The sequence below is a fragment of the Kitasatospora sp. NPDC086009 genome (genome assembly GCF_044540385.1).
Taxonomy (GTDB): domain Bacteria; phylum Actinomycetota; class Actinomycetes; order Streptomycetales; family Streptomycetaceae; genus Kitasatospora.
In genome coordinates, this window is record NZ_JBITSA010000013.1 from 149720 (window position 1) to 172811 (window position 23092).

Here is a 23092-nt window from a genome sequence, read left to right on the forward strand (position 1 = left end):
GGACGCTTTCCCCGTCGGCGGGCGGCCGGGGGGCGACCAGCCCGCCGCGGGCGTCCTCGGGCCCGGGGCCGCCCGGCGCCGCGGGGTGCGGGGCGGGGGTCGCGCCCGGCTCCGGCCCGGGGTCGCCGGCGTCGGGCCGCCGGCCCGGGTGACCTTGCTCCGACACCGCCGCTCCTCATCGTCGTGCCGCGCACCGGGGCGGTCACCTGCGGCGGGGTGGCCGCTCGGCGGCGGTGCGGGACCATCACGTTCACTACGGATGGTCATGATCGTGCTACCCAACGTGACCTGCGGGGGAACGCCCAGGGCGGCGCGCGGGCCGCTGCCCGGCGTCCGGCCGGTTCCGTACGCTCGGCCGACCGGGTGGCCCCGCCGCCTGCGGAGCACGGCCGGCCCGCCGTCGAGAAATCCGCTGGCGGGCCCAGACCCGCAATGGCGATCATCGGCGGTATGAACGATCAACCCGTGCGATGGACCCAGGCGACCGTCTACCCCGACATGTGGGTCGATCCTGACAACGACCCGCGCAACGGCGACGGACCCGCTCCGGACGGCGAACTCGCGACGCTGATGGGCTACCTGACGGACTACCGTGCGACCCTGCTGATGAAGTGCGAGGGCCTGGAGCCGGAGCAGCTCGCCCGCCGGTCGGTCCCGCCGTCGACGATGTCGCTGCTCGGCCTGGTCCGCCACCTCGCCGAGGTCGAACGGGACTGGCGGAACTGGCTGGACGACGCCGAGCCACTGCCCAAGCTGTACGGCAGGCGTGACGCGGACTTCGACGACGTGGTCGGCGAACGGTCCGCCGTCGACGCCGCGTACGCCGACCTGGCGCGTGAGCAGGCGGCGACCGACGCCGCGCTGGCCGGACACACCGACCTCGGCGCGCGCCTGGAGAAGGACGGGATCGCCGTCCGGGAGCTGCTGGTGCACCGGATCGAGGAGTACGCCCGGCACTGCGGGCACGCCGACCTGCTGCGCGAGTGCGTCGACGGCCGGGTGGGCCAGTAGCGCCCCCTCCCACCGGAGCCCGGCCGAGCCCCCGCCGGTGCGCGCGGCCGTCTACCTGGGGGGGCGATGCCAGACTGCTGGTCCGCGGGAGCGTCCGGGTCGGCGCCTTCGTCGGGAACATGACGGACAAGCTGGTGATGATCCACGGCGACCTGTGCGCGGACGTGACGGTGCTGTCCGCCGAGTTCGCCCCGGACCTCGTCGGTGGGGCGCTGCACGGCCCGGTGATCGCGCCCCCGTACCTCGACGGCTACGCCCAGGACATCGACCCGGCCACCGTCCTGGTCCCCGAGGTCCTCCGCACGGAGGCGGACGACGACCCGGACGAGTACCGCGGCTTCGACGCCCCGAAGGTCCACGGCGGCCGGCTGCTGCGCCGCATCGAGGAGGGCCTCCCGATCACCCTGCCCCGGTGAACCCGGCGGGGGTGCGGCCGGGCCGTCCGGGCAGCCTGGGCTGCCCCTTTGTCGCTCGTCCCACGGGGGTAAACCCCCGCCTCAATCGGAGGCCATCCGCAGCGCGCCGCCATGGAATCGCAGGCGATGATCGATCCCACGACACAGTCAGCGAGTTGAGGGGTCGAAGACATGGCACGGCATCACCAGCACATCGGTCGACGGGGGCTGCTGGCCGCGGCGGCCGTCGCGATCGGAGCGGTCCTTGCTCCGGTCGCGGCCCAGGCGGCGCCGGCGACATCGGCGGCACCGCCCGTCGAAGCGGCCGGGACGAGCGGCGTGGTCCGCGCGCTGGACCGGGCGGCCCACCCGCTGCGCTCGACCGAACCGGGCCGCGGCACGGCCGACCTGCGCGCCCTGGAGGCGATGATCGGCGACGCGAAGGTGGTCGGGCTCGGCGAGGCCACCCACGGCTCCCACGAGTTCTTCGCCATGAAGGAGCGGGTCTTCCGCCACCTCGTCGAGGAGAAGGGCTTCACCACCTTCGCCCTGGAACTCAGTTGGTCCGCCGGACTCCGGATCGACGACTACCTGCAGACCGGCCGCGGCGGCGACGCCCGCAGCGTCGCCAAGGCAGCCCTGGCCGACTCCCCCTGGGACCGCGAGGAGTTCGTCAGCCTCATCGAGTGGATGCGCGACTACAACCGCCACCACCCGGACCGCACCGTCCACTTCATGGGCGACGACATCGGCGCGCCCTCGCTCGACGACGCGTTCTTCGCCCGGATCACCGACTACGTGCGGCAGACCGACCCGCAGGCCCTCGCCCGGCTCGACGCGCTCTACACCGGACTGCGCCCGATCGACGACGCCTTCGCCTACCTGGGCAGGCCGCTCGCCGAGCGCCGGCAACTCGCCGCGCAGGCCCGGCAGGCCCTCGACCTGGTCGGCGGTCTGCGGGGCAGCGACCCGGAGGCCGCCGCCTGGGCCGAGCAGAACGCCCGCTCCGTCGCCCAGACCGCCACCTTCCTCTCCCTCGACCCCGGGGACGCCACGACACTGCCCGAGTTCGAACGCTTCCGGGACGAGGTGATGGCGCAGAACGTCACCTGGTGGCAGCGGCGCACCGGCGGGAAGGTGCTGCTCTCCGCCCACAACGACCACGTCGGCCGCCTCGCCGGCGACCCGGCGCTGTACCCCAGGACGCAGGGCGCCTACCTGAACGACACGATGGGCCGCGACTACCTGCCGATCGGCTTCACCTTCTACCAGGGATCGCTCCTCTCCAAGGACGCCGCCCTGGGCGGCCCCTGGAAGAAGTTCACCGAGGGGCCGCCCACCTCGGACATGAGCGAGTACACCCTCGACCAGGTCCGCCACCGGGACTTCTACCTGGACGTCCGCACCGCCCCGGCCGCCGCCAGGGCCTGGCTGAGCGGCACCCGGCCCGTCCGCACCTACGGCACGCAGTACCCGTACCCGCCCGGGAACGTCGCGCTCGGCACGTCCTTCGACGTCCTGGTCCACCTCCACGACGTCCGGGAGGCCGACCGGACGCCGTAGCGCCGGGGCGGGCCGGGCTCGCTACTTGCTCCGGACGCTGCCCAGAGGCTCGGGGTCCGCCCCGAGGGCGGTGAGCGCCGCCTGCCAGTCGGCGTCCTCGGCCTGGAGGGTGCTGCGGAGGAAGGCCGTGGTGAGCCGCCGGATCAGGGCGACCCGCGCGGGGCTCTCGTCGGTCGTCTCGGCGACCTCGTACCCGACGATGCCGCCGAGCGAGTGCTCCGCGCCGAACAGGGTGAGCAGGCTCTTGCGGCCCGGGCTGTAGGTGTAGGGGTCGGTGAACCAGTCCGGGCCGCGGGTGGACAGGTGGGACTGGTCGCGGTCCCCGGCGACCACGAGGGCCGGTGTGGTCATGGCGTCGAAGGACGGCTTCAGGAAGGGCAGGTGCTCGGCGGCGAACGGGGTCAGGTCGTCGCCCAGACCGGCCGCCGCCAGCAGGACGCCCGCCTTCACCCGGGGATCGGCCATGGACTCGCCGGGAACGCCGTCGGCGTCCAGGACGCGTGCGCCGAGCAGCGCGCTCGCCGTCTGGGCGCCCCAGGAGTGGCCGGCCACGGCGACGCGGCCGTGGTCGACGCGCCCACCGAGGCCCGGCACGGCGGCTTCCAGGACGTCGAGCCCGTCCAGCACGCGCGTGAGGTCCTCGATGCGCAGGCGCCAGATCCGCGGGGTGCGCGGGTCGTCGGCCGGGATGCCGAGGGTGCGGGAGTCCAGGTGGGTGGGCTGCAGGACGACGAAGCCGTGGGCGGCCCAGTAGTCCGCGAGCGGGGCGTAGCCGTCCATCGACCAGCCGAAGCCGTGCGAGAGGAGGACCACCGGCAGGCCACGGCCGGTCGCCGGGGCGGACACCCGGACCTGGAGGTCCTCACCGCGGCCCGGGGCGGGCAGGACGACCGGCTTGGCGGAGAGCACCGTGGCGGGTGCGTCGGTGCTGGGGGGAACTGACATGGAGGTGCCTTCCGTTCGGGTTCGCTGCGCAGGTGGCTTCGGTGGGCCCGGCGGCGGCTGGCGCCGCCGGGCCGGGAATCGGCGATCGTGGGCGTTCCGCCGTCCGGAGGCGACGGGACAGCCGGTGGACGGCATGGCCGGTGGTCCCGTGTTCTGCCATCATGGGCGAAACGGAACCTCGCTCCGCAAACGATACGGAACGGCGTTCCGCTTTACAAGCGTCGGTCATCGATCGTCATTCGTCGATCGTCATTCGTCGACCGGGTCCGTCACGGCCCCGGTCGGTCATGGGAGGAGGGCCGTGGTGAACGACAGCGGCCAGGGCGCGGAGAGCGCAGCCGGGTCCAAGCGAAAGGACGCCCGGCGCAACCAGCAGGCCCTGCTGGACGCGGCCGCCGCGGCCTTCGTCACCTCGGGGGTCGAGGCGCCGGTGCGCGACATCGCGGCCGCCGCCGGCGTCGGGATCGGTACCATCTACCGCCACTTCCCCACCCGGGCGGACCTCGTCATCGCGGTCTACCGCCACCAGGTCGAGGCGTGCGCCGAGGCCGGCCCTGCCCTGCTGGCGAGCAGCCCGTCACCGCACGCGGCGCTCGCGCGGTGGGCCGACCTCTTCGTCGACTTCCTGGTCACCAAGCACGGCCTGGCCGCCGCGATGCAGACCGACAGCGCCGGCTTCGAGACCCTGCACGCCTACTTCCTCGACCGCCTCCTGCCGGTGTGCACCCTGCTCCTCGACGCCGCGGCCGCCGCCGGCGAGACCGACTCCGACCTCACCGCGTACCAACTCATGCGCGGCATCGGCAACCTCTGCATCGGCGCCGACAGCGACCCCCGCTACGACGCGCGCCCGCTGGCCGCGCTCCTCGTCGCCGGCCTGCGCCGCCGGCCCTGACGGGCCGCCCGCCCCTGCTCACCACGCCCGACGACCGCACCCAGCGACCTGGCGCTCTACACGCGGGTCTTCGCCCGCTTCGCCCAGCTCGCTGTTCACGGCTCCGCCGCTCGTGCCTTGATCACCGCGGCGACAGACGCCCTGGGGTGACTCGCCGGCAGGGGGCGGGAAACGGTGTGCGTCGCGGGCACAGGCCGCACCGCACGTGCCGCGTGCCACCCACACCACCGAGGAGCTGTTCGCGCAGGCCGCGCGGGTCAATGGGGATGACATGGCATGGCGACTCGCCGACGCATCAGCGGCGGAGGCGGACCCTCCCCGGCCGCCGGCCGGTCCGGGAGATGCCGCCGGCCGCCGCGGGCGAACTCCGGCGGGTGGCATTTCGCCGGTGCTGCGTCACCGTCGAATTACTGTGCGTTCCGCCGGGAGTGGATATGACGCCCAGTCATCGGAATGTCACGCATTTCCCCGAATGGATACCGGACCCCCTTCTACGGGCGGCCGGCGGTAATCGGTTCATCACGCATCGCTTTCGCTCCGCCCGGCAATTGCCGGGCGGAGCGCGGTCCGCCGCATTTCGCCCGGCCGGGGTGGCCGGTTCCGGTGGGCGGGCTCAGACGTCCAGCCCGGCCTCGATGCGCTTGAGGCTGTGCCGGGCGAGTGCCAGGTTGGCCCGCGAGCGGTCCAGGGCCAGGTAGAGGAAGAGCGAACCACGCGCGCCCGCAAGGGGCCTGATCAGGTGGTACTGGCCACCGAGGGTGATCAGGATGTCCTCGATGACATCGTCGATCGACAGCGCCGCCATGGCCCTCAGCTTCGCCCGGACGACCTCGGTGTTGCTGGCGGCCGCGACCTCCAGATCGAGCTGCTGGTTCCCCCCGAGATGCCCGAGCGACATACCGCTCTCGTAGTCGACCAGGGCCACGCCGATGGCGCCCTCGATGCCCATCGCGTCCGTGAGTGCGCTGTCAATGTTCATGACCTGTTCGTCCTTTGCGTGCCATCCGGGCGGAACCCCCGTGTGCAGGAATCAAAGTAGCAAGAAGGCCATCGGGTGTGGCCACCGCACGGAAATGGTGAAATAAAGTACGCTGCCAGCGGTTCAGAAAGCGAAGGGGTACTGGTGCACGCGCTCGAAGCTTCCCTCTCCGATGTGCTCGACTCCCCCGGAGTGGTCGGCGCCGCGCTCGTCGACGCCGTCACGGGCCTCACCTATCGGTCCGCCGGGGAGCACCGACTGCTCGGGACCGGAGCCGAACTCGCCGAGCTGGCCAACCTGATCGGCGAACGGCTGTGCGAGGCCGGGGCGGAGGGCGAGTTGGAGAGCCTGGTGGTCACCAGCACCCGCCACCACCACGTCGTCCAGGTGGTCCCCCGGCAGGGCGACCCGCTGCTGCTGGCCACCGTGCTGGACCGCGGGCAGACCAACCTCGCCCTGGCGATCCGCCAGAGCGCCGACCGGGCAGAGGGCCTGCTGGCATGACGGGCCGTCTCCACGACCCGGCCGCGGCCGCGTCCCCACGCGTCTCTCCCGCCGCACGCAACGTGCCCGCCCTCCTGCTGACGCTGCGCCAGGGCGAGTTCACCGGCTCGGTCACCGTTTCCAGCGCGCCGGGCGGCACCATCCACCTGGAGCGGGGGCTGATCACCGCGATCGAGACGCCCGGGGCCCCGACCGTCGAGACCCTGCTGCTGAAGTCACGGCGCGTCGGCGAGGCGGACTGGTCCGCCGCCGAGACGGCCGCCGCCGCCAACGCCCAAGGCGTCACCGGCCTGCAGGGCGGCGACCTCGGCGCGGCACTGGTGGCCCAGGGGTCGATCGGCGCCGCCGAACTCGAAATGGTCTGCGCGGCCGCAGCCTTCGACGGCGCCTTCGCCCTGGTCCTGAGCCCGCCCGGCAGTTGGGAGGTGGCCGAAGCGGCCGCCCCCGCCAGGATCGCGCTGCGCCCCGGCGTCGAGCCGCAGCGGCTGTTCGAGGAAACCGGCCGGCGGGTGGCCCTGTTGACCCGCCTCTGGGGGTCGCCCGGACAGCTCGCCCGCAGCCGGATCCGCCCGGCCACCCCGGCCGGGTCGACGGCCCCGCGGATCCCGGACCGCTACCGGGAGATCCTGGTCGCCGCCACCGGGCGGCGCACCGCGCGCGACATCGGGTTCGCCCTCGGGCGCGGACTGTTCGCCGTGCTGCTCGACCTCGCCCGGATGGACGCCCGGCAGCTGCTCCACCGCGAGCCGGTGGTCCCGCCCGCCGCCGTGCCGAGCGTGGCGCCGCGCGCGCCGCACACCGGCCCGCCGCCGGCCACGAACGGGCCGCTGCCCCGCCGGGTCCCAGTGCGGCGCGGCCCGGAGGTCCTGGACGGACCGACCGCAGCCGGCGGGCTCCCCCGCCTGCCCACCCGGCCCGAGGGCCCGGCTGCCGTCTCCGGCCAGCCATCGAACGTTCACCGCGCCGAGCGGACCGAGAAGACCGAAGAGACCGAGAAGAGCGCACCATGAGCAGCCAGACGTCATCCGCAGCACTCGTCGACGAGTTGAAGTCCCTCCGTGACCGGGTCGTGGGCATCTCCGAGAGCGTCGTCTCGACCGCCGACGGCCTGCTCGTGGCCGCCGACACGGCCGCCGTCCATCCCGAGTCGGCCTCCGCGCTGTCCGCCGCCATGCTCGGCCTCGGCCGGCGCACCGCCGCCGAGGTCGGCCTGGGCGGCCTGCGCGACGTGGTCACCCGCTGCAACGGCGGCTACGTCGTGGTGCTGGCGATCGGTGAGCAGGCGCTGCTGATGATCCTGGGCGACGAGGGCATGGACGTCGCCGGTCTGCACCGCGAGGCTCCCGCCACGATCCAGCGGCTGGGCGAACTCCTCGGACTGGTCCCGACGCGCTAGACCCGGACCGGGGCCACCGACGCGGCCCGGGTCGCCGACGGGGCCCGGACCGGGGCTACCGGCGCGGGCCGTAGTCCCAGTAGTGGTCGGGGTAGTCCCCGCACGGGTACTGCATCAGCGGCGCCTGCGGAGCGGTACTGCGGTAGGTGACGGCGAGGCACTGGTGGCTGTTGTCGTTGACGAACCGCATGCCGCGCGGCCACTTCTCGATCTTCCAGGACTGCCCGGGGCTGCTCCGGCACTCCGACTGCACCACCTCGGCGGTGGCCCGGGTACTGGAGTCCCGGACGGACAGACAGAGGGCGCTGTTGTAGCTGACGATCCGGTAGTAGGTGTCGCCGTCCGGGTCCGTGTAGGCCTTCTGCGCCTCCCAGAAGTGGTCGGGGAAGTCCCCGCAGGGGTACTGCTGGACCTCCCGGCCGTCCTCCCGGGTGCCCCCGGGCGTGGCGATGCACTGCTGGCTGTTCCCGTTCCTGATCTCCACCGATCCCGTCGGCGGAACCACCGGGGCGCCGCCGAGCCGGCCCGGTGCCGGGACCTCCGCGGTCGGTGTGGAGCTGGCGGGCGCCGAGGGCGTACCGGCGGGCGTGGCCTCGGCCGAGGGGACGGCGGGAACGGCGGGATCCGGCGGCTGGCCGGCTCCCGTACTCCGAGCGGCCGTCCCGCCCGGTTCGGGTGCCACCGGAGCGGACGGCAGCGGCACCGGCGGTGCGGTCGGCGTCCCGCCGGACCGGTCGGGCGCACTGCCCGGGGTGGCAGGAGCGGAGGGGGTCGACGAGACCGGCCCCGTACCCGGAGCCGGTGCCGAGGGGCTCCCGGCCGCCGGTGAGGGGGCGCCGGAGCCCGGCCTGCCCCAGGCGCCGGCCGCCTGCGGGACGGCGTCGAAGGGTCCGTGCGCCGCCGCGCCCAGACGGACGCCCACCAACACCCCGGCCAGCACCAGGAGCCCGGCCAGCACCGCCCCCGTCGCCCCGACGACCACCCCCGCCCCGGCCTTACGGCGCCATCGCGCACCCGTGGGCCCGCCGCGCGGCGGGCCGAGGACGGTCGCACCGACCGCGACCTCGCGGGTCGGGCCGGTCGGGCCGCTCCGGCCGTGGTCCACGACCCGGACCAGCTCCCCCCGGACGATCCGGGACCCGGCCGGGACGAGAGCCATCCCGCTCACCTCCCGGTACTGGCCGGCCAGCGCCTCCCGCACCCCCACGAGGTCGGCCTCCAGCCGCCGCAGCACCGGCAGGTGCGCCTCCACCCCGTTGTTCGCCGGCTCCGCCCCGACCCGTGACCGCTCCTGGTCGACCAGGAGCCCGACGGCCTCCTGCTCCCGGCCGGCCGTGTGCCGCGCCTCACGGGCGCTCTCCCTGATGCGCCGTACCTCGGCCAGACACCAGGTCGCCTCCCGCAGCCGGACCTGCCGGACCTGCCGGAGCGGCGCTGCCACCGGGTCGGCCGTGGCACCTTCCGGGTCGTCGGTACTGCCGGTACCGCCGCCACCATCGGCACCACCGGCACCACCGGCACCACCGGCCAGCTCACTCCGCAGCTCGGCCACGATCGCGACCAGCACACGGATCAGGTCCTCCGCCTCCGCCATGCCCTCCTCGGCCTGCCGCTGCGCGTCCCGGGCCCGGTCCAGCGCCTGCTGCGCGGCCGACCGCCGGGCCGCGGGCGGCTGGATCCCCTCGGCCGCCCGGGTGGCCTGCTCGTGCAGCTGGGCGGCCCGGGCCAGCAGCGCCGCCCGGGCCCGCGGGTCCTCCACCTGGTCGTGGACCAGCCGTTGGAGCAGGTGCCACGGGATGTCCTTCTCCGCGGAGCGGTACGCGCTCCAGCTCGTCCGACCGGCGGGGTAGCGCTGGGCGAGCCTGCGGACGGTCACCCCCGAGGTCACCTCCCGCACGAACCGTGCCAGGGCGTCCGCCTGTTCGGTCTCCCCCTTCAGGCGCCCCTGCGGGCGTCCAGCACTACCCACCTCTTGCCCCCTCCCGTGTACGCGGACGATCCGGGCTGTCCGCCGCTCGGTCGGCCCTCGGCCGATTCCTCGTAGCCGGACAATCCAACATGGCGCGCCGTGGGACCTCCACCGGTTCTTCGGACAACTTCCCGGTTCCGTCAGTACACCACCGGGCCGGGTGCGAAGACCGAACTTCTGCCGGGAAGGCAACCCCTGAGCACCCGCCAGGTGGGGCCGACCGCTCCGCCGCAGCTCTCCCGTCGATGGCGACCGGCACCGTCGCCCCCTCCACCCGGGGGCCGTCGGCCCTCCGGTACTCTCCACTGTCAACGGCCGGGCGCGGCGCGGCCGGGAGGCGGACCGTGGCGACAACGTACGGAGTGGGCATGACCGGTGAGGTCGTAGTCGTCGGTGGCGGGGTCATGGGGTCGTCGGCGGCCTGGCACCTGGCGGCGCGGGGCCGGCGGGTGACGCTCCTGGAGCGGTTCGCCCCGGGGCACGACCGCGGCAGCTCGCACGGCAGTTCACGGATCTTCCGGCTGGCCTACCCGGAGCCCGAGTACGTCGCCCTCGCCGTGCGGGCGCTGCCGCTGTGGCGGCGGCTGGAGGAGGAGACGGGCACCGCCCTCCTGGAGCTCACCGGAGCGGTGGACCACGGCCCGGCCGCCGCGACTTCGGCCCTGCACGCCGCGCTGGCCGCCGCCGGGCGGCCCGCCGAGCTGCTCGACCCGGCGCGGGTGGCCGAGCGGTGGCCGGGATTGCGGGCCGACACCTCCGCGCTGTTCCACCCCGAGGCCGGGCGGCTGCACGCCGACCACGCGGTGGCGGCGTTCCAGCGGGCGGCCGCGGCGCACGGGGCCGAGGTCCGGCACGGCGTCCGGATCGCCCGGATCGCCGTACGCGGCGACGGGAACGGCGACGGGAGCCGTGGCGGGGGCAACGGCGGCGCGGGCGTCGAGCTGGTGACCACCGAGGAGGAGGTGATCCTCGCCGAGCAGGTCGTGGTGGCGGTCGGCGGGTGGGCGCCGGGCCTGCTGTCGGGGCTCGTGCCCGGGCTGCCGCCGATGCGGGTGACCGAGGAGCGGCCGGTGCACTTCCCGGCCGCCGCAGCGCTGGACTGGCCGAGCTTCATCCACCACGGCGGGGCGCAACTGGTCTCGGACGTCGGCGTGTACGGCCTCGGGAGCGTCGACGGCGTCAAGGTCGGCTTCCACGGCGTCGGCCCGGTCGTCGACCCGGACCACCGCGCGGGCGACCCCGACCCGCGCGCGGTGGAGCGGGTGCGGGAGTACGCGCGGCGCTGGCTGCCGGGCGTCGACCACACCGCGCCGACCGCCACCACCTGCCTGTACACCACCACCCCGGACCACGACTTCGTGGTCGACCGGCGGGGCCCGGTGACGGTCCTGGCCGGGTTCTCCGGGCACGGGTTCAAGTTCGCGTCGGTGCTCGGCGCCCTCGCCGCGGACCTGGTCGAGGGCCGCCCGGCCGCGCGCCGCTTCGCCCTCGGGGCCGGCCGGGGGCGCTGACCGCCCGCACCGGAGCGGCCAACTCAGCCGTGGCCGTCCTCGGCCGCCTCCGCCCGTTCCCGGGCCGCCATCACGTCCTCGCCGTGCTCGAAGGCCCAGGCGCCGAACGCCTCGACCGGCTCCAGCAGCGTCCGCCCCAGCCCGGTGAGGGTGTACTCCACGTGCGGCGGCGACCCGGCGTACGCGCGGCGCTCCACCAGACCGTTGAACTGGAGCCGGCGCAGCGTCTCCGTGAGGACCTTGGGGCTGATGCCGCCGATCCGCTCGCGCAGTTCGCCGGGCCGTGCGGGACCGTCGCGCAGCGCCCACACCACGACGGCGTTCCAGGTGTTGGCGAGCAGATCGAAGGCGAGCCGGGCTCGGCAGTCGGCGAGGAAGCCGTGGTCGGTGGTCACTTACCAGATGGTGCCCCAGCGGTTTCGTAGTGTCGTCCCGATTCTGAAGGACGGGTCACGACAGAGGGGTTGAGCATGATGAGGATCGGGATCGTCGGCACCGGAACGATGGCGCGGGCGCTGGGTGAGCAGTGGGCGCGGGTCGGCCACGAGGTGCTCGTGGCCGGGCGGGACGCGGACCGCGCCGGCGCCCTCGCCGACCGGATCGGCGCACGGGCTGGGACCGCGCGGGAGGCGGCCGAGCACGGCCGGGACGCGGTGCTGCTGGCCGTGCCGTACGCGGCGGCGGTCGGCGTGGTGTCCGGTCTGGCCGGCGCTCTGCGGGGCAGGGCACTGATCGACTGCACCAACCCGGTGGCCCCGGGCTTCGTCCTCGAAACCCGGGGCGGCCCCTCGGCCGCCGAGCGCATCGCGGCCGCGGCGCCCGGCGCCTCCGTGGTCAAGGCGTTCAACCTCTGCCACGAGAGCGTGTGGCGCAGGACGCCGCCGGTCTTCGACGGACGCCCGCTCGCGGTGCCGCTCTGCGGTGACGACGCGTCGGCCCTGGAGACCGTACGGGGCCTCGTCCGCGACCTCGGGTGCACACCGGTCGACGGGGGCGGCCTCGACCGGGCGGGCCTGCTGGAGGCGACGGCAGCGTTCCTGATCGGTCTGTGGGTCGGCGAGGGCGCGGACGCCCAGGCGATCGCCCCACCGCTGGCGTACGCGGGGGGCCGGCCCTCCTGATCCGCGCGCGGGCCGCACCGGCCGCCACGTGGTCGCCGGGGGACGTGCCGGCCCTCGGTGACCACGTGGTGGCCGGGTGCTCGGACCCCGCGCGGGTCACCGGTCTTTGAACTCCTCGATCGCCGCCCGAGAGGCCTCGGCCATCGCCTCGCTCCCGACGTGCCCGGAGTCCTCGAAGATGTGGAGCCGCGCGTCCGGCCACACCTTCGCCAGCGCCCACGCCGTCTCCACCGGGCTCCCCATGTCGTGCCGGCCGTGCACCAGCACCCCCGGGATCCCGGCCAGCCGGTGGGCGTCGCGCAGCAGTTGGTCCTCCTCCAGCCAGGCACCGTTGCTGAAGTAGTGGGCGCAGATCCGTACGAAGGCGATCTGCTCGTCGACCTCGCGGTCGCTGTACATCCCCGGGATGCCGTTGGGCTCGTTCGAGACGACGGCGTCCTCCCAGGCGAGCCAGTCGGCGGCGGCCTTCGCGCGGACGGCCCGGTCGGGGTTCTCCATCAGCCGGGCGTACGCCGCGAGCAGGTCGCCGTCCCGCTCGCCCTCCGGGACGCCGTCGCGGAACCGGTCCCAGGCCTCGGGCTGGAACCGCCCGGCGCCCCGGTAGAGCCAGTCGGTCTCGGCGGGGCGGGTCATCGTCACCGCCTGGATGAGGATCCCGGCGATCCGCTCCGGGTGTCGCTGCGCGTAGGCCAGCGCGAGCGTGGATCCCCAGGACGCGCCGCTCAGCAACCACCGTTCGACACCGAGGTGTTCGCGCAGTCGCTCGATGTCGTCGATGAGGTGCCGGGTGGTGTTCAGGCGCATGTCCGCCGCCGGGTCGCTCGCGTGCGGGGTGCTGCGGCCGCAGTTGCGCTGGTCGAAGCGGATGAGCCGGTAGCGCTCCGGGTCCCAGGCCCGTGTCGGCCGGCGCGGGGTACCCGCCCCCGGGCCGCCGTGGACGGAGAGGGCGGGCTTGCCTTCGGGGTTGCCGAGCTCCTCGTAGTAGATCCGGTTGCCGTCCCCGGTGTCGAGGAAGCCGTGGCTGTACGGGTGGGTGGGAGCGTAGAGGTCGACCATGGCCGCCGATCCTACGGGAGCGGTCGTGCTCGAACCAGGCCGTGACAGAGGCCGGTTGGGGCTCCGCCGCACGTCGGCAGGACGTTCGGCGGAGCCGCCAGGGGCCCCGTCCCGCTACGCGCCCTCCCGGGTCAGGACGGCGGCCGGGGGCGCCGGGGCGGGGTCGGTGAGGAGTCGGGCGGTGAGGGCGTACTGGGTGAGGGCGCCGGCGAGCAGGACGGCGACGCCGCCGACGGCGTCCAGCACCCAGTGGTTGGCGGTGGCCACCACCACGAGGAAGGTGAGCAGCGGGTAGACCGCCGCCAGGGGTGCCAGCCGGCGGTGGCCGACGGTGGTGATGACGACCAGGGCGCACCAGCAGGACCAGGCGATGTGCAGCGACGGCATCGCCGCGTACTGGTTGGAGAGCGAGGTGAGCACGCCGAGCGGGGCCTCGCCGGGGATGCCGGACGGGTCCTCCCGCAGGTTGAGCCCCGGGACGAGCCGGGGCGGGGCGAGCGGGTAGCCCCAGAAGCCGACCAGCGCCAGGCCGGTCGCGGCGAACAGGACGGTCCGGGCCGTGCGGTAGCGGTCCGGGTGCCAGACGTAGAGCCAGACCAGCACGCCGAGCGGCACCACGAAGTGCAGCACCTTGTAGTACCCCTGGGCCGCGTCCAGCAGCCAGTCACCGGTCCGCAGGGCCCAGGCGTTGACGACCGGCTCGATGTCCACGTGCAGCAGCTGTTCCAGCCGGAAGACGCTGCGGGCGTGGCCGGTGGCGGTGGCGACGCGCTCGGGCGCGACGTTGCGGATGTAGGAGTAGACGCCGTAGCCGACCTGGACGAAGAGCAGCTCCAGCACCGGGTTCGGGCGGGAGACCGGCCGCAGCGGAGCCGGCAGCAGGGGGATCCAGGGCAGCGCGGGACGCCGCCGCAGGGGCGGGCCGGGGGCGCGGCGCAGGTGCCAGAGCGGGTCGTCGCGGGCCAGGAACGGCAGGGCGGCGGCCGCGGCGAGGGCGACCAGGGTGGGGGCCTTGCGCAGCAGCAGGCCGCTGACCGGCTCGATCTCCGGGTCGAGCAGCGTGCTGGGCAGCAGCGCGACGGTGACCGCGATCACCGGCCACAGCGCGCGGGACTCGGGCCGGCGGCCGAGCCGACCGGTGGCGGCGAGCAGCAGCCACCCGAGGTGGCCCGGCCCGGCCACCGGTGCGGCGACCAGGGTGGCGCAGCCGAGCACGCCGACCGCCAGCAGCGGCTGGCCGTCCCGCGCGTAGCCGCCGGAGCGGCGGACGGCGAGCAGCACGGCGGTGACGGTGACCGCCAGCCAGCCGACCAGCAGCGCCGGGCCGTGCAGGCCGAGCCGGAGCAGCACGCCGAGGGCGGTCTGGTCGGACGGGTCGCCGGTGACGGCCGGGGCGTCGAAGCGGCGCCAGAAGCGGGCGGCGCGGTCCGGGTCGGCGATCAGGACGGTGCCCTGCACCAGGGCGGCCACCGCGAGGGCGGTCAGGGCGGCGGACGCGGGGACGGCGCGCCGGCGCGGGAGGGCGACGGCGAAGAGGGCCAGGACGGGGTGGAACGCGATCGCCAGGCCGAGCGCGAACCCGGCCCGGCGGTTCGGGCCGCGCGGCAGCACGTCGAGCAGCACCAGGGCGGTGCCGGCGAGGCCGACCACGGCGTCCACGGGGTGGCCCCGCTGTTCGGCGCTGATCAGCAGGGTGGCGGCCGCGACCGGGGCGACGGCGGCCGGGGCGGGCAGGTCCGGGGGCGGGTGGCGGGCGACCAGGGTGCCGATCACGGCCACCGCGGCGACGGCGGTGAGCACCAGGCCGACCCGGGTCGCGGTGGCGGGCCAGCTGCCGAGCAGCAGCGGGAGGAGGGGCCGGTCGTCGGCCTCGTCGCCGAGGGACGTCCAGGTGACGACCGCGGCCGCGGCGAGGGCGAGCACCAGGCAGGTGGTGGTGAGGAGGGCGGCCGGGGGGTGCGGGGTGGGCGCTCCGGGCGCCGGCCTGCTCGCGCCCATCCCGCTCCTCCCGTCGTGCCGCCGCGCCCCGGGCCGGTCCGCCGGTCGGGTCGCCTTCCTGCCGACTCTCGGGGGTCGGCGGCCGCCCCGCACGCCGGACGGCGCCGCGTGGGGGACGGCCCGGGCGGCGGCGGCCCCGACGGCGGGCGACGGCCCACCCCCCACCGCTCACCCGTGCGGCGGACGGCGGCTCCCGGCCCGGTGTTCGGCGAGGGCCTGCCCCACCTTGTCCCGCAGGAACGGTGCCTCGGTGAAGCGGATGCCGGTGGCGTCGCGCAGCGCGCTGGCGAAGGCCGGCGGGACGGGGTTGAACGGGCTCTCGCTCATCGACTGGGCGCCGAGCGGGCCGATCGAGTCGGAGGTCTCGGTGAAGTGCCTGGCGGTGCGCGGTACGTCGGCATAGGCGGGCAGCCGGTAGCGGCGGAAGGCTCGGGGCTCCTCCCCGTGCCTGACGCCGCGCACCGAGTCCTCGATCGCCCGGTAGCCGGTGCAGCGGCCCAGGTTGCCCTTCAACGACCTGGGCGGATCGTCGAGTTGTCCTTCGTCCAGGTGGCCGCGATCTCCAGGTCGCCCCCGGCGGTCACCCGTAGCGGCTCCCGGCCGACCGGCTCAGGTCGGTCAGCCGCCGGATGTGCGGCTGCGGCTCGGAGAACGGCTGGGTGCCGCCGCCGAGGAAGGCGCCCCCGGCTGCCACACCCCGCGACGGCGGGCGTCCGCTCAACTCATCGTGGCGTCGCAAGAGCAAGCCGGGCAGCCCGACCGGGCCGTCGCTGCCCCGGGCATACCGGCCCCGCCCCGGGCGGCGTCGGCCACCGCTCAGTAGACGTCCCGGACGTAGCGCTTGTCGCTCGCGAGCTGCCGGACGTACGCGGCGGCGGCCTCCTCGTCCAGGCCGCCGTGGGCGGCGACGATCTCGCGCAGGGCCACGTCGACGTCCTTGGCCATCCGGCCCGCGTCGCCGCACACGTAGAAGTGCGCGCCGTCCTGGAGCCAGCGCCACAGGCGCGGGCCGTGCTCGCGCATCCGGTCCTGGACGTAGACCTTGTTGCGCTGGTCGCGCGAGAAGGCCACGTCCAGGCGGTCCAGGTGGCCGGCGGCGCGGAAGGCCGCCAGGTCCTCCCGGTAGTAGAAGTCGGTGGCTTCGCGCTGCTCGCCGAAGAAGAGCCAGTTGGGGCCGGTGTGGCCGCGGGCCTGCCGGTCCTCCAGGAATCCGATGAACGGCGCCACCCCGGTCCCGGGGCCCACCATGATCATCGGCGTGGTCGGGCCGGTGGGCGGGCGGAAGTGCGGGGAGCGCTGCACGAACACCGGCACCGGGCCGTCGTCGGCGCAGTCGGCGAGGTAGGTGGAGCAGACGCCGCCGCGGTCGCGGCCGAGGTCGTTGGTGTAGCGGACGACGGACACCGTGAGCCGGACCTCGCCGGGGTGGGCCAGGGGGCTGGAGGAGATCGAGTACAGGCGGGGCTGGAGCCGCTTGAGCACTCCGACCCACTCGGCGGCGGTGGCGCGCAGGGGGAAGGCGCCGACCACGTCGGCGGCCTGCCGGCCCCAGCTCCACTTGGCCAGCTCGCCCTTGTTGTCGGGGCGCAGCAGCCGCTTCAGGACGCGGTCGCCGGTGCGGTCGGCGACGAACCCGAGCAGGTCCGGGGTGAGGCGGGCGATGTCGAGGCGGGTCCGCAGGGCCTCCCCCAGCGGGAGGTCGTCGCCGTCGGCCAGCCGGACGTGCTCCTCGGGGTCCAGGCCCGTCAGGGCGAGCCATTCGGCGACCAGTCCGGCGCCGTTGGCCGGCCACACGCCGAGGGCGTCGCCGGCCTCGTAGGCGAGTTCGCCGCCGCGGGTGTCGAAGGCGAACTGCCGCACCTCCTTCTGCGATCCGGGCAGGCTGAGCAGACGGTTGCCGACCAGCAGGGTCGGGAAGGGGGCCGCTCTGGTGAAGCCGCCCGGTGTGGCGGCCGGGGTGGTGGGCGCGGCGGACACGGGCACGGGCACGGGCACGGGCACGGCGGGAACAGCGGGCGCCGGCGCCCGCTCCACCGGCGCCACGAGCGTGCCGGTCACCTGGTCGAGCCACTGCGCGGCGGGCCCGTCGTCGTCGGCCTCGCAGTCGGTGCGCGTGTGCAGGCGGGTCGCGCCCAGCTCGGCGAAGCGCTCGTCCAGCCGGCGGCCGTGACCGCAGAAGTCGTCGTAGCTGGAGTCGCCGAACGCCAGGACGGCGTAGCGCACGCCCTCCAGGCGCGGGGCGTCCGGGGCGGTGAGGCCCTGCCAGAAGTCGGCGCCGTTGTCGGGCGCCTCCCCGTCGCCGAAGGTGCTGGTGACGACGAGCACGTCGGTACCGGCGGTGAGCCGCCGGGGGGTGGTGTCGGCCATCGCGAGCAGGGTCGGGGCGCGGCCCGCCCCGGCCAGGCGGGCCGCGGCGGCGGCGGCGAACTCCTCGGCGTTGCCGGTCTGCGAGGCCCACAGGACGAGCAGTTCCCGGGCCGGCGCGGCGGGCTCGGCGCCGGCCCCCACCGGCGCGGCCGGGCCGGCCGGCCCGGGCGCGCCGGGGGCGCCCCGGGAGAACATGCCCGCCAGCACCCCGTCCACCCAGAGCGCCGTCGCCGGGGCGAACGGCGCTCCCGCCGGGAGCACCGGAACGGCCCCGGACGGCGCCGTGGCGGCGGCCGCGACGTACCCGGAGAGGTATCCGGACAGGTAGCGGCGCTCCGGTTCGGCGAGCACCGGCGGGGCGAGGTCGGCGAGGCCGAAGAGCGCGGTCAGGGCGGAGACGGCTTCGGACGCGCCCCCGGGCACCGCCGGCACGGGCAGCACGGCGAGGGGCGGCAGCCCCGTCCCCGCACTCGGGTCTGCGGTCACCGGCACGGGCGCGGTCTCCTCGGGGGTCGGCGCGGGCACCACGCGCAGCGCCACGGCGCAGGCCTTGAACTCGGGCTGGAAGGAGACCGGGTCGACGGCGTCGTTGGTGACGGCGTTGATGCCGAGGTACTCGCCGAAGAGGTCGTTCCAGTGGAACGGCGCGAAGCAGTTCCCGGGGCGGACCCGGTCGGTGACGACGGCGGGCAGCACGGCGCGGCCGCGGCGGGAGGCGACCTCGATGTGGTCGCCCTGCCCGGCGCCCATCGCGGCGGCGTCGTCGGGGTGGAGCTCGACGAACGGGCCCGGGTCGAGCTTGTTGAGCTTGGCCACCTTGCCGGTCTTGGTGAGGGTGTGCCACTGGTGCTGGAGGCGGCCGGTGCTGAGGACGAACGGGTAGTCGTCGTCCGGGAGTTCGGCGGCGGGCAGGTGCGGGCGGCCGAAGAACCGGGCGCGGCCGGTGGGGGTGGGGAACGCGAGTCGGGGTCTGCTCCCGTCGGCGCGCTCCAGCAGGGTCTGGCTGACGCCGTCGTTGAGGTACCGGATCGGGTTGCGGTCGGGGCCGTCCGCGGCGGGCGCCGGCCACTGGACGGGCCTCCCGCGCAGCCGCGGGTAGCTGACGCCGCGCAGGTCCCAGCCGGTCGCCGGGTTCCAGGCCCGCTTGAGCTCCTCGAAGACCTCCTCGGCGCTCGTGTAGCCGAAGGCGTCGGCGTAGCCCAGCTCGCAGGCGACCCGGGCGATCAGCTGCCAGTCGGGCAGGGCCTGCCCGGGCGGGTCGACCACGCCCTCGACCAGGGTGAGGTTCCGCTCCGAGTTGATCATGACGCCGTCGGACTCGGCCCAGAGCGTGGCGGGCAGCAGCACGTCGGCGTAGGCGTTGGTCTCGGTCTCCGTGAACACGTCCTGGGTGATGACCAGTTCGGCGGCCTCCAGGGCGGCGATGACGGTCTTGCGGTTGGCGACCGAGGCGACCGGGTTGGTGCAGATGATCCAGCAGGCCTTGATCTCGCCGGCGGCCATCCGCTCGAACATCTCCACCGTGCCGCGCCCGGCCTCGGTCCGCAGCGTGCCGGCCTCGACACCCCAGAGCTCCTCGACGAAGGCCCGCTCCTGCGCCACCAGGACGGAGCGCTGGCCGGGCAGGCCTGGGCCCATGTACCCCATCTCGCGGCCGCCCATCGCGTTGGGCTGGCCGGTGAGCGAGAACGGACCGGAGCCCGGGCGGCAGATCGCGCCGGTGGCCAGGTGCAAGTTGATCAGGGCGTTGGTGTTCCAGGTGCCGTGGGTGGACTGGTTGAGGCCCATCGTCCAGCAGCTCATCCACTCCGCCGCCTCGCCGATCCACCGCGCGGCCTGCCGGATGTCCGCCTCGGGTATCCCGGTGATCTCGGCGACCTTCGCGGGCGGGTAGTCCGCCAGGAAGTCGGGCATCTCCTCCCAACCCTCGGTGAACTCCGCGACGAACGCCTCGTCGGTGTGCCCGTTCTCGACCAGCAGGTGCAGCAGTCCGTTCAGCAGGGCGAGGTCGGTGCCCGGCCTGATCTGCAGGAAGAGGTCGGCCTTCGCGGCGGTGGCGGTGCGCCGCGGGTCGACGACGATCAGCTTCGCCCCGGCCGCCTTGACCCGGTCCATCATCCGCAGGAACAGGATCGGGTGGCAGTCGGCCATGTTGGCGCCGATGACCAGGAACGCGTCCGCCTGGTCGAAGTCCCGGTAGGAGCCGGGCGGCCCGTCCGCGCCCAGCGAGAGCTTGTAGCCGGAGCCCGCGGAGGCCATGCACAGGCGGGAGTTGGACTCGATCCGGCTGGTCCGCACGAACCCCTTGGCGAGCTTGTTCGCCAGGTACTGCGCCTCCAGGGACATCTGCCCGGAGACGTAGAGGGCGAGCGCGTCGGGGCCGTGCTCGTCCAGGATCGCCCGAAGCCGCCCGGCCACCGCCGTGATCGCCTCGTCGACGTCCACCGGGACGGGTTCGGCGCCGCGCCCGGCGCGGATCAGCGCGGTGGCGGCCCGCCCGGAGGCGGCCATCATCTCGGCACTGGTCGCGCCCTTGGTGCAGAGCCGCCCGGCGTTCGTCGGGTGGCTCTTGTCCCCCGAAACCTTGGCGACGGTGCGCCTGCCGGTGGCGGCGTCCCGGCCGATGTCGAGCACGACGCCGCAGCCGACGCCGCAGTACGAGCAGACCGTCCGTACGCTGTCCGCCTTCGAAGCCGGCATCGTCACCGAGACTCCCTCCCCAGGGATCACGCGGTGGGAAGGTCCCACGATCGTGACCCTAGGAAGAGCGCATTACCGCCTCGTCACAGCGCCTGTTTCGCGAGGTTAACCGGACCGCACGGGCGCCTCCCGGTGGACGTGAGCACCACGGCGCGCTGCCATGCCTCCCGCCAAGCCGTCGATCACGCCACGCCCGGCACGATCCGGGGTGCGGTCCGCGACGAGGGCCCCGCGAGGCGGCGCGGCGCCCCTGCGGTCCCGGCCCTGCGTGCCCGGGCCGGTCGCCCTAGGGTGGAGGGGTAACGACGCCGCCGGGCGGCCGGTGGACCTGCCGTGGGGCCCGCTCCCGCACGAGGTGCCCCGGGGGAGGGCGGCCCGGTCCCGACCCACCGGCGGAGCGAGGTGCGATGCGGTTGCCCCACCGGCCGGCGTCCCCGCTCCTGCCCCGCCCCGATCCCCCGGTGGCGCACCGCGCGGTCCGGGTCACCGCCGCCGCGTGCACGGGCTTCTACGTCTTCCGCTACGGCTTCGACCAGCCGGTGACGGCCACCTACGCCCTGTTCGGGGCGATCGCGGTCGGCGTACTGGCCCGGGTGGAGGGCGGCGCGCGCGCCCGGGGTCGGACGCTGCTGCTGACCCTGCCCTTCGCCTGGGCGCTGGTCTGCCTGGGCACCGCGCTGGCCGTGCACGCCTGGACGGCGGCGCTGGGCATGGTGGGCGTGGGCTTCGCGGTGTCCTTCGCCTCGGTGGGCGGACCGCGGCTGGTCGGGCTCACCAACGGGCTCCAGCTCTTCTACATCCTGCCGTGCTTCCCGCCCTACGCCCCGGACACCCTGCCGCAGCGGCTGGCCGGCGTGACCGCGGGCCTGCTGCTGCTCGCCGCCGCGGAGCGGCTGCTGTGGCCGGAGCCGCCACCGAGGGACTACCGCGACCGCGTGCGGAGCGCCGCCCTGGCGCTGGCCGGGCTGGCCGACCGTGCCGCCGCGCACTTCGGCGGGCCGCCGCCGACCGCCACCGGCGCCGTGCCGGACGATGCCACCGCGGCGGACCGCGCCCGGGCCCTCCTCGACGACCTGCGGTTCTCCCGGATCCCGCTGATGGAACGGCCCGCCGGCCCGGGCGCCGCCGACCGCGCGCTCACCCACTGCGCGACCACGCTGCAGTTCATCGGAGCCGAACTGCTGCGGATCCGCCGGCTGGGCGCCACCGGCGGGCCCTACCCGGAGGCGGCCGCCCTGGTGGCGACCACCGCCGGTGCGCTGCGCGCGGCCGCGGCGGGGGTTCGGCCGGACGGTCCGGTCCCGTCCGCCGCGCCGGTCGAGACGCGGATCGCCGCCTTCGACGCCGACCGCACCTCACCGGCCGGCGGTACCGACGCGTCGGACGGCCCCACCGGCCCCACCGTCGCCCGGCTGGCGCTCGGCACCCTCGCCCTGAGCGCCGCCGAGGGCGCCCGCTTCCTCACCCTCGCCACCCGCACCAGCCGCCGGGCACCGCCGCCGCCCGACAGCACCCCGCCCGACCAGCGCCCCGGCCCGTTCTGGTACGCCTACGAGCCGACGCCGATGCTCTGGTGGCGCCGGATCCGCGGCAACCTGACCCCTCGCTCGGTGTACTTCCGCAACGCCCTGCGCACCGCCGGCGCCCTCGGCGCGGCCCGTCTGGTGGTCGGCGCCCTCGATCTCACCCACGGGTTCTGGGTCCTGCTGGCGACCCTCACCCTGATGCGCACCAGCGCGGCCGACACCCGGATCACGCTGCGCCCCGCCCTGGCCGGCACCGCCGGCGGCGCCGCCGTGACGGCGCTGCTGCTGATCGCGGTCGGCGAGCACCCCGTCTTCTACGCCGCCGCACTGCCGCCCGCGATGCTGTTCGCGTTCGCCTTCAGCCCGGGGCTCGGGCTGGCCTGGGCGCAGGGGACGTTCACCGTCGTGGTCGCCATGGTCTTCACCCAGCTCGCCCCGGCCGGGTGGCGGCTGGCCGAGGCCCGGCTGATCGACGTGGCGACCGGTGCCACGATCGGCATCCTCGCCGGGCTCTGCGCCTGGCCGCGCGGCGGCGGTCACGACCTGCGGCGGCGTACCGCCGAGCTGCTGGACCGCAGCGCCGCCGCGCTCTCCGAGACCGTCGCCGTGGTCACCGGGTCGGGCCCGGCCCGGGGCGCGCTGCAGCGGGCCCGGCACAGCACGCTGCTCACCGAGGCGCTGTACGCCCAGTACCGCAGCGAGCGCCACCAGCCGGCCGGGGAGGGCCCGAACTGGCAGGCCGCCGTGCTGACCGGGCAGCACACGGTGCGCGGCGCCGAGCCGCTGCTCGCCCGGATCCCGCCGGGCACCGCGGCCTCCGGCCCGCACGGCGGGGCGGCCCTGGTCGGCCGCGCCGAGCAGGTCGCCGCGGCATTCCGCCGCGAGGGCGCGGCGCTGCTCGACCCGGCCGGATCCGCCGCGGCGGACCGGACGCTGGCCGAGGCCCTCGCGGCCCTGCACGAGGACCGCGTCACGGCCACCCGAACGCCCGAGGACCCGGTCTCACTGCATACCGTGGACGTCACGCTCTGGCTCACCGGGCTGCTGGACGACCTCGGCCGGATCCACGGCTCCGCCCGTGCCGCCCCGGGCGGCACGCCGGCCCCGGCAGAGCGCCACGCTTGACAGGTAGGCAAGGCTTACCTAAGTTCAACGT

At 75.3% G+C, this 23092-nt stretch carries 17 protein-coding genes and 1 pseudogene; 10 read left to right on the forward strand and 8 right to left on the reverse strand.

All coding sequences use genetic code 11. The features are described 5' to 3' along the window. Positions 1–450 precede the first annotated feature (450 nt). The 3 genes from ACIF6L_RS27185 (at position 451) to ACIF6L_RS27195 (ending at position 2969) form a co-directional block, all read left to right on the forward strand. Positions 451–1011, forward strand: coding sequence for a DinB family protein (locus tag ACIF6L_RS27185; protein WP_359807616.1), 561 nt, complete (start codon positions 451–453; stop codon positions 1009–1011). Positions 1012–1130: 119 nt separating this feature from the next. After that, a complete protein-coding gene (locus ACIF6L_RS27190) occupies positions 1131–1427 on the forward strand; it encodes a hypothetical protein (protein WP_396490181.1) in 297 nt (98 codons plus the stop codon). A 171-nt stretch (positions 1428–1598) separates the two neighbouring features. Continuing rightward, complete coding sequence (locus ACIF6L_RS27195) at positions 1599–2969, forward strand: erythromycin esterase family protein (protein WP_396490179.1); 1371 nt, start codon at positions 1599–1601, stop codon at positions 2967–2969. 21 nt (positions 2970–2990) lie between these two features. Here ACIF6L_RS27195 and ACIF6L_RS27200 read toward each other — a convergent pair whose 3' ends face one another. Then, positions 2991–3914, reverse strand: coding sequence for an alpha/beta fold hydrolase (locus tag ACIF6L_RS27200; protein WP_359807610.1), 924 nt, complete (start codon positions 3912–3914; stop codon positions 2991–2993). A 304-nt stretch (positions 3915–4218) separates the two neighbouring features. Between ACIF6L_RS27200 and ACIF6L_RS27205 the strand changes: the two genes are divergently transcribed. Beyond that, positions 4219–4809: a helix-turn-helix domain-containing protein gene (locus tag ACIF6L_RS27205; RefSeq protein ID WP_359837876.1), complete on the forward strand. Its 591-nt coding sequence runs from the start codon at positions 4219–4221 to the stop codon at positions 4807–4809. A 613-nt stretch (positions 4810–5422) separates the two neighbouring features. Here ACIF6L_RS27205 and ACIF6L_RS27210 read toward each other — a convergent pair. Further along, a complete protein-coding gene (locus ACIF6L_RS27210) occupies positions 5423–5788 on the reverse strand; it encodes a hypothetical protein (protein ID WP_329485690.1) in 366 nt (121 codons plus the stop codon). Between the two features lie 144 nt (positions 5789–5932). Between ACIF6L_RS27210 and ACIF6L_RS27215 the strand changes: the two genes are divergently transcribed. The 3 genes from ACIF6L_RS27215 to ACIF6L_RS27225 are packed head-to-tail and all read left to right on the forward strand — an operon-like array spanning position 5933 to position 7688. Further along, entirely contained in the window at positions 5933–6292 is a 360-nt protein-coding gene (locus ACIF6L_RS27215) for a hypothetical protein (protein ID WP_359837825.1), read from the forward strand. Continuing rightward, on the forward strand, positions 6289–7302 hold the full coding sequence (locus ACIF6L_RS27220) for a hypothetical protein (RefSeq protein WP_396490177.1): 1014 nt from the start codon (positions 6289–6291) through the stop codon (positions 7300–7302). Before ACIF6L_RS27215 ends, ACIF6L_RS27220 begins: the two co-directional genes overlap by 4 nt. Next, positions 7299–7688 (forward strand): roadblock/LC7 domain-containing protein, encoded by a 390-nt coding sequence (locus ACIF6L_RS27225; protein WP_359807602.1) that lies wholly within the window; start codon positions 7299–7301, stop codon positions 7686–7688. The genes ACIF6L_RS27220 and ACIF6L_RS27225 overlap by 4 nt, the downstream gene beginning before the upstream one ends. A 55-nt stretch (positions 7689–7743) precedes the next feature. Here ACIF6L_RS27225 and ACIF6L_RS27230 read toward each other — a convergent pair whose 3' ends face one another. Beyond that, positions 7744–9657: an RICIN domain-containing protein gene (locus ACIF6L_RS27230; protein WP_396490175.1), complete on the reverse strand. Its 1914-nt coding sequence runs from the start codon at positions 9655–9657 to the stop codon at positions 7744–7746. Positions 9658–10025: 368 nt separating this feature from the next. Between ACIF6L_RS27230 and ACIF6L_RS27235 the strand changes: the two genes are divergently transcribed. Further along, a complete protein-coding gene (locus ACIF6L_RS27235; protein WP_396490173.1) occupies positions 10026–11168 on the forward strand; it encodes an FAD-dependent oxidoreductase in 1143 nt (380 codons plus the stop codon). 23 nt (positions 11169–11191) lie between these two features. On the opposite strand, the gene ACIF6L_RS27240 is transcribed toward ACIF6L_RS27235, so the two are convergent. Then, positions 11192–11563, reverse strand: a complete 372-nt coding sequence (locus ACIF6L_RS27240; RefSeq protein ID WP_329485696.1) for a helix-turn-helix domain-containing protein — start codon at positions 11561–11563, stop codon at positions 11192–11194. Positions 11564–11641: 78 nt separating this feature from the next. Between ACIF6L_RS27240 and ACIF6L_RS27245 the strand changes: the two genes are divergently transcribed. After that, entirely contained in the window at positions 11642–12289 is a 648-nt protein-coding gene (locus ACIF6L_RS27245) for an NADPH-dependent F420 reductase (protein ID WP_396490405.1), read from the forward strand. 96 nt (positions 12290–12385) lie between these two features. On the opposite strand, the gene pip is transcribed toward ACIF6L_RS27245, so the two are convergent. The 4 genes and pseudogenes from pip to ACIF6L_RS27265 form a co-directional block, all read right to left on the reverse strand. Continuing rightward, positions 12386–13345, reverse strand: a complete 960-nt coding sequence (gene pip / locus ACIF6L_RS27250) for a prolyl aminopeptidase (protein WP_396490171.1) — start codon at positions 13343–13345, stop codon at positions 12386–12388. Between the two features lie 114 nt (positions 13346–13459). Next, positions 13460–15343 carry a phosphatase PAP2 family protein gene (locus ACIF6L_RS27255; protein ID WP_396490170.1) on the reverse strand — a complete coding sequence of 628 codons (1884 nt, stop codon included), beginning with the start codon at positions 15341–15343 and terminating at the stop codon, positions 13460–13462. Positions 15344–15511: 168 nt separating this feature from the next. Beyond that, positions 15512–15772 (reverse strand): annotated as a pseudogene (locus tag ACIF6L_RS27260) (hypothetical protein); the annotation flags it as partial. Positions 15773–16159: 387 nt separating this feature from the next. Then, positions 16160–20410, reverse strand: a complete 4251-nt coding sequence (locus ACIF6L_RS27265) for a molybdopterin-dependent oxidoreductase (protein ID WP_396490403.1) — start codon at positions 20408–20410, stop codon at positions 16160–16162. A gap of 407 nt (positions 20411–20817) precedes the next feature. On the opposite strand from ACIF6L_RS27265, the gene ACIF6L_RS27270 reads away from it, so the two are divergent. Then, entirely contained in the window at positions 20818–23061 is a 2244-nt protein-coding gene (locus ACIF6L_RS27270) for an FUSC family protein (RefSeq protein ID WP_396490168.1), read from the forward strand. Positions 23062–23092: the final 31 nt, after the last annotated feature.

What these genes read in the sequence shown, in the direction of transcription:
- ACIF6L_RS27185 (WP_359807616.1), top strand. Translation starts at nt 451, where the DNA reads ATGAACGATCAACCCGTGCGATGGACCCAGGCGACCGTCTACCCCGAC.
- ACIF6L_RS27190 (WP_396490181.1), top strand. Translation starts at nt 1,131, where the DNA reads ATGACGGACAAGCTGGTGATGATCCACGGCGACCTGTGCGCGGACGTG.
- ACIF6L_RS27195 (WP_396490179.1), top strand. Translation starts at nt 1,599, where the DNA reads ATGGCACGGCATCACCAGCACATCGGTCGACGGGGGCTGCTGGCCGCG.
- ACIF6L_RS27200 (WP_359807610.1), bottom strand. Translation starts at nt 3,914, where the DNA reads ATGTCAGTTCCCCCCAGCACCGACGCACCCGCCACGGTGCTCTCCGCC.
- ACIF6L_RS27210 (WP_329485690.1), bottom strand. Translation starts at nt 5,788, where the DNA reads ATGAACATTGACAGCGCACTCACGGACGCGATGGGCATCGAGGGCGCC.
- ACIF6L_RS27220 (WP_396490177.1), top strand. Translation starts at nt 6,289, where the DNA reads ATGACGGGCCGTCTCCACGACCCGGCCGCGGCCGCGTCCCCACGCGTC.
- ACIF6L_RS27225 (WP_359807602.1), top strand. Translation starts at nt 7,299, where the DNA reads ATGAGCAGCCAGACGTCATCCGCAGCACTCGTCGACGAGTTGAAGTCC.
- ACIF6L_RS27235 (WP_396490173.1), top strand. Translation starts at nt 10,026, where the DNA reads ATGACCGGTGAGGTCGTAGTCGTCGGTGGCGGGGTCATGGGGTCGTCG.
- ACIF6L_RS27245 (WP_396490405.1), top strand. Translation starts at nt 11,642, where the DNA reads ATGAGGATCGGGATCGTCGGCACCGGAACGATGGCGCGGGCGCTGGGT.
- pip (WP_396490171.1), bottom strand. Translation starts at nt 13,345, where the DNA reads ATGGTCGACCTCTACGCTCCCACCCACCCGTACAGCCACGGCTTCCTC.
- ACIF6L_RS27255 (WP_396490170.1), bottom strand. Translation starts at nt 15,343, where the DNA reads ATGGGCGCGAGCAGGCCGGCGCCCGGAGCGCCCACCCCGCACCCCCCG.
- ACIF6L_RS27265 (WP_396490403.1), bottom strand. Translation starts at nt 20,410, where the DNA reads ATGCCGGCTTCGAAGGCGGACAGCGTACGGACGGTCTGCTCGTACTGC.
- ACIF6L_RS27270 (WP_396490168.1), top strand. Translation starts at nt 20,818, where the DNA reads ATGCGGTTGCCCCACCGGCCGGCGTCCCCGCTCCTGCCCCGCCCCGAT.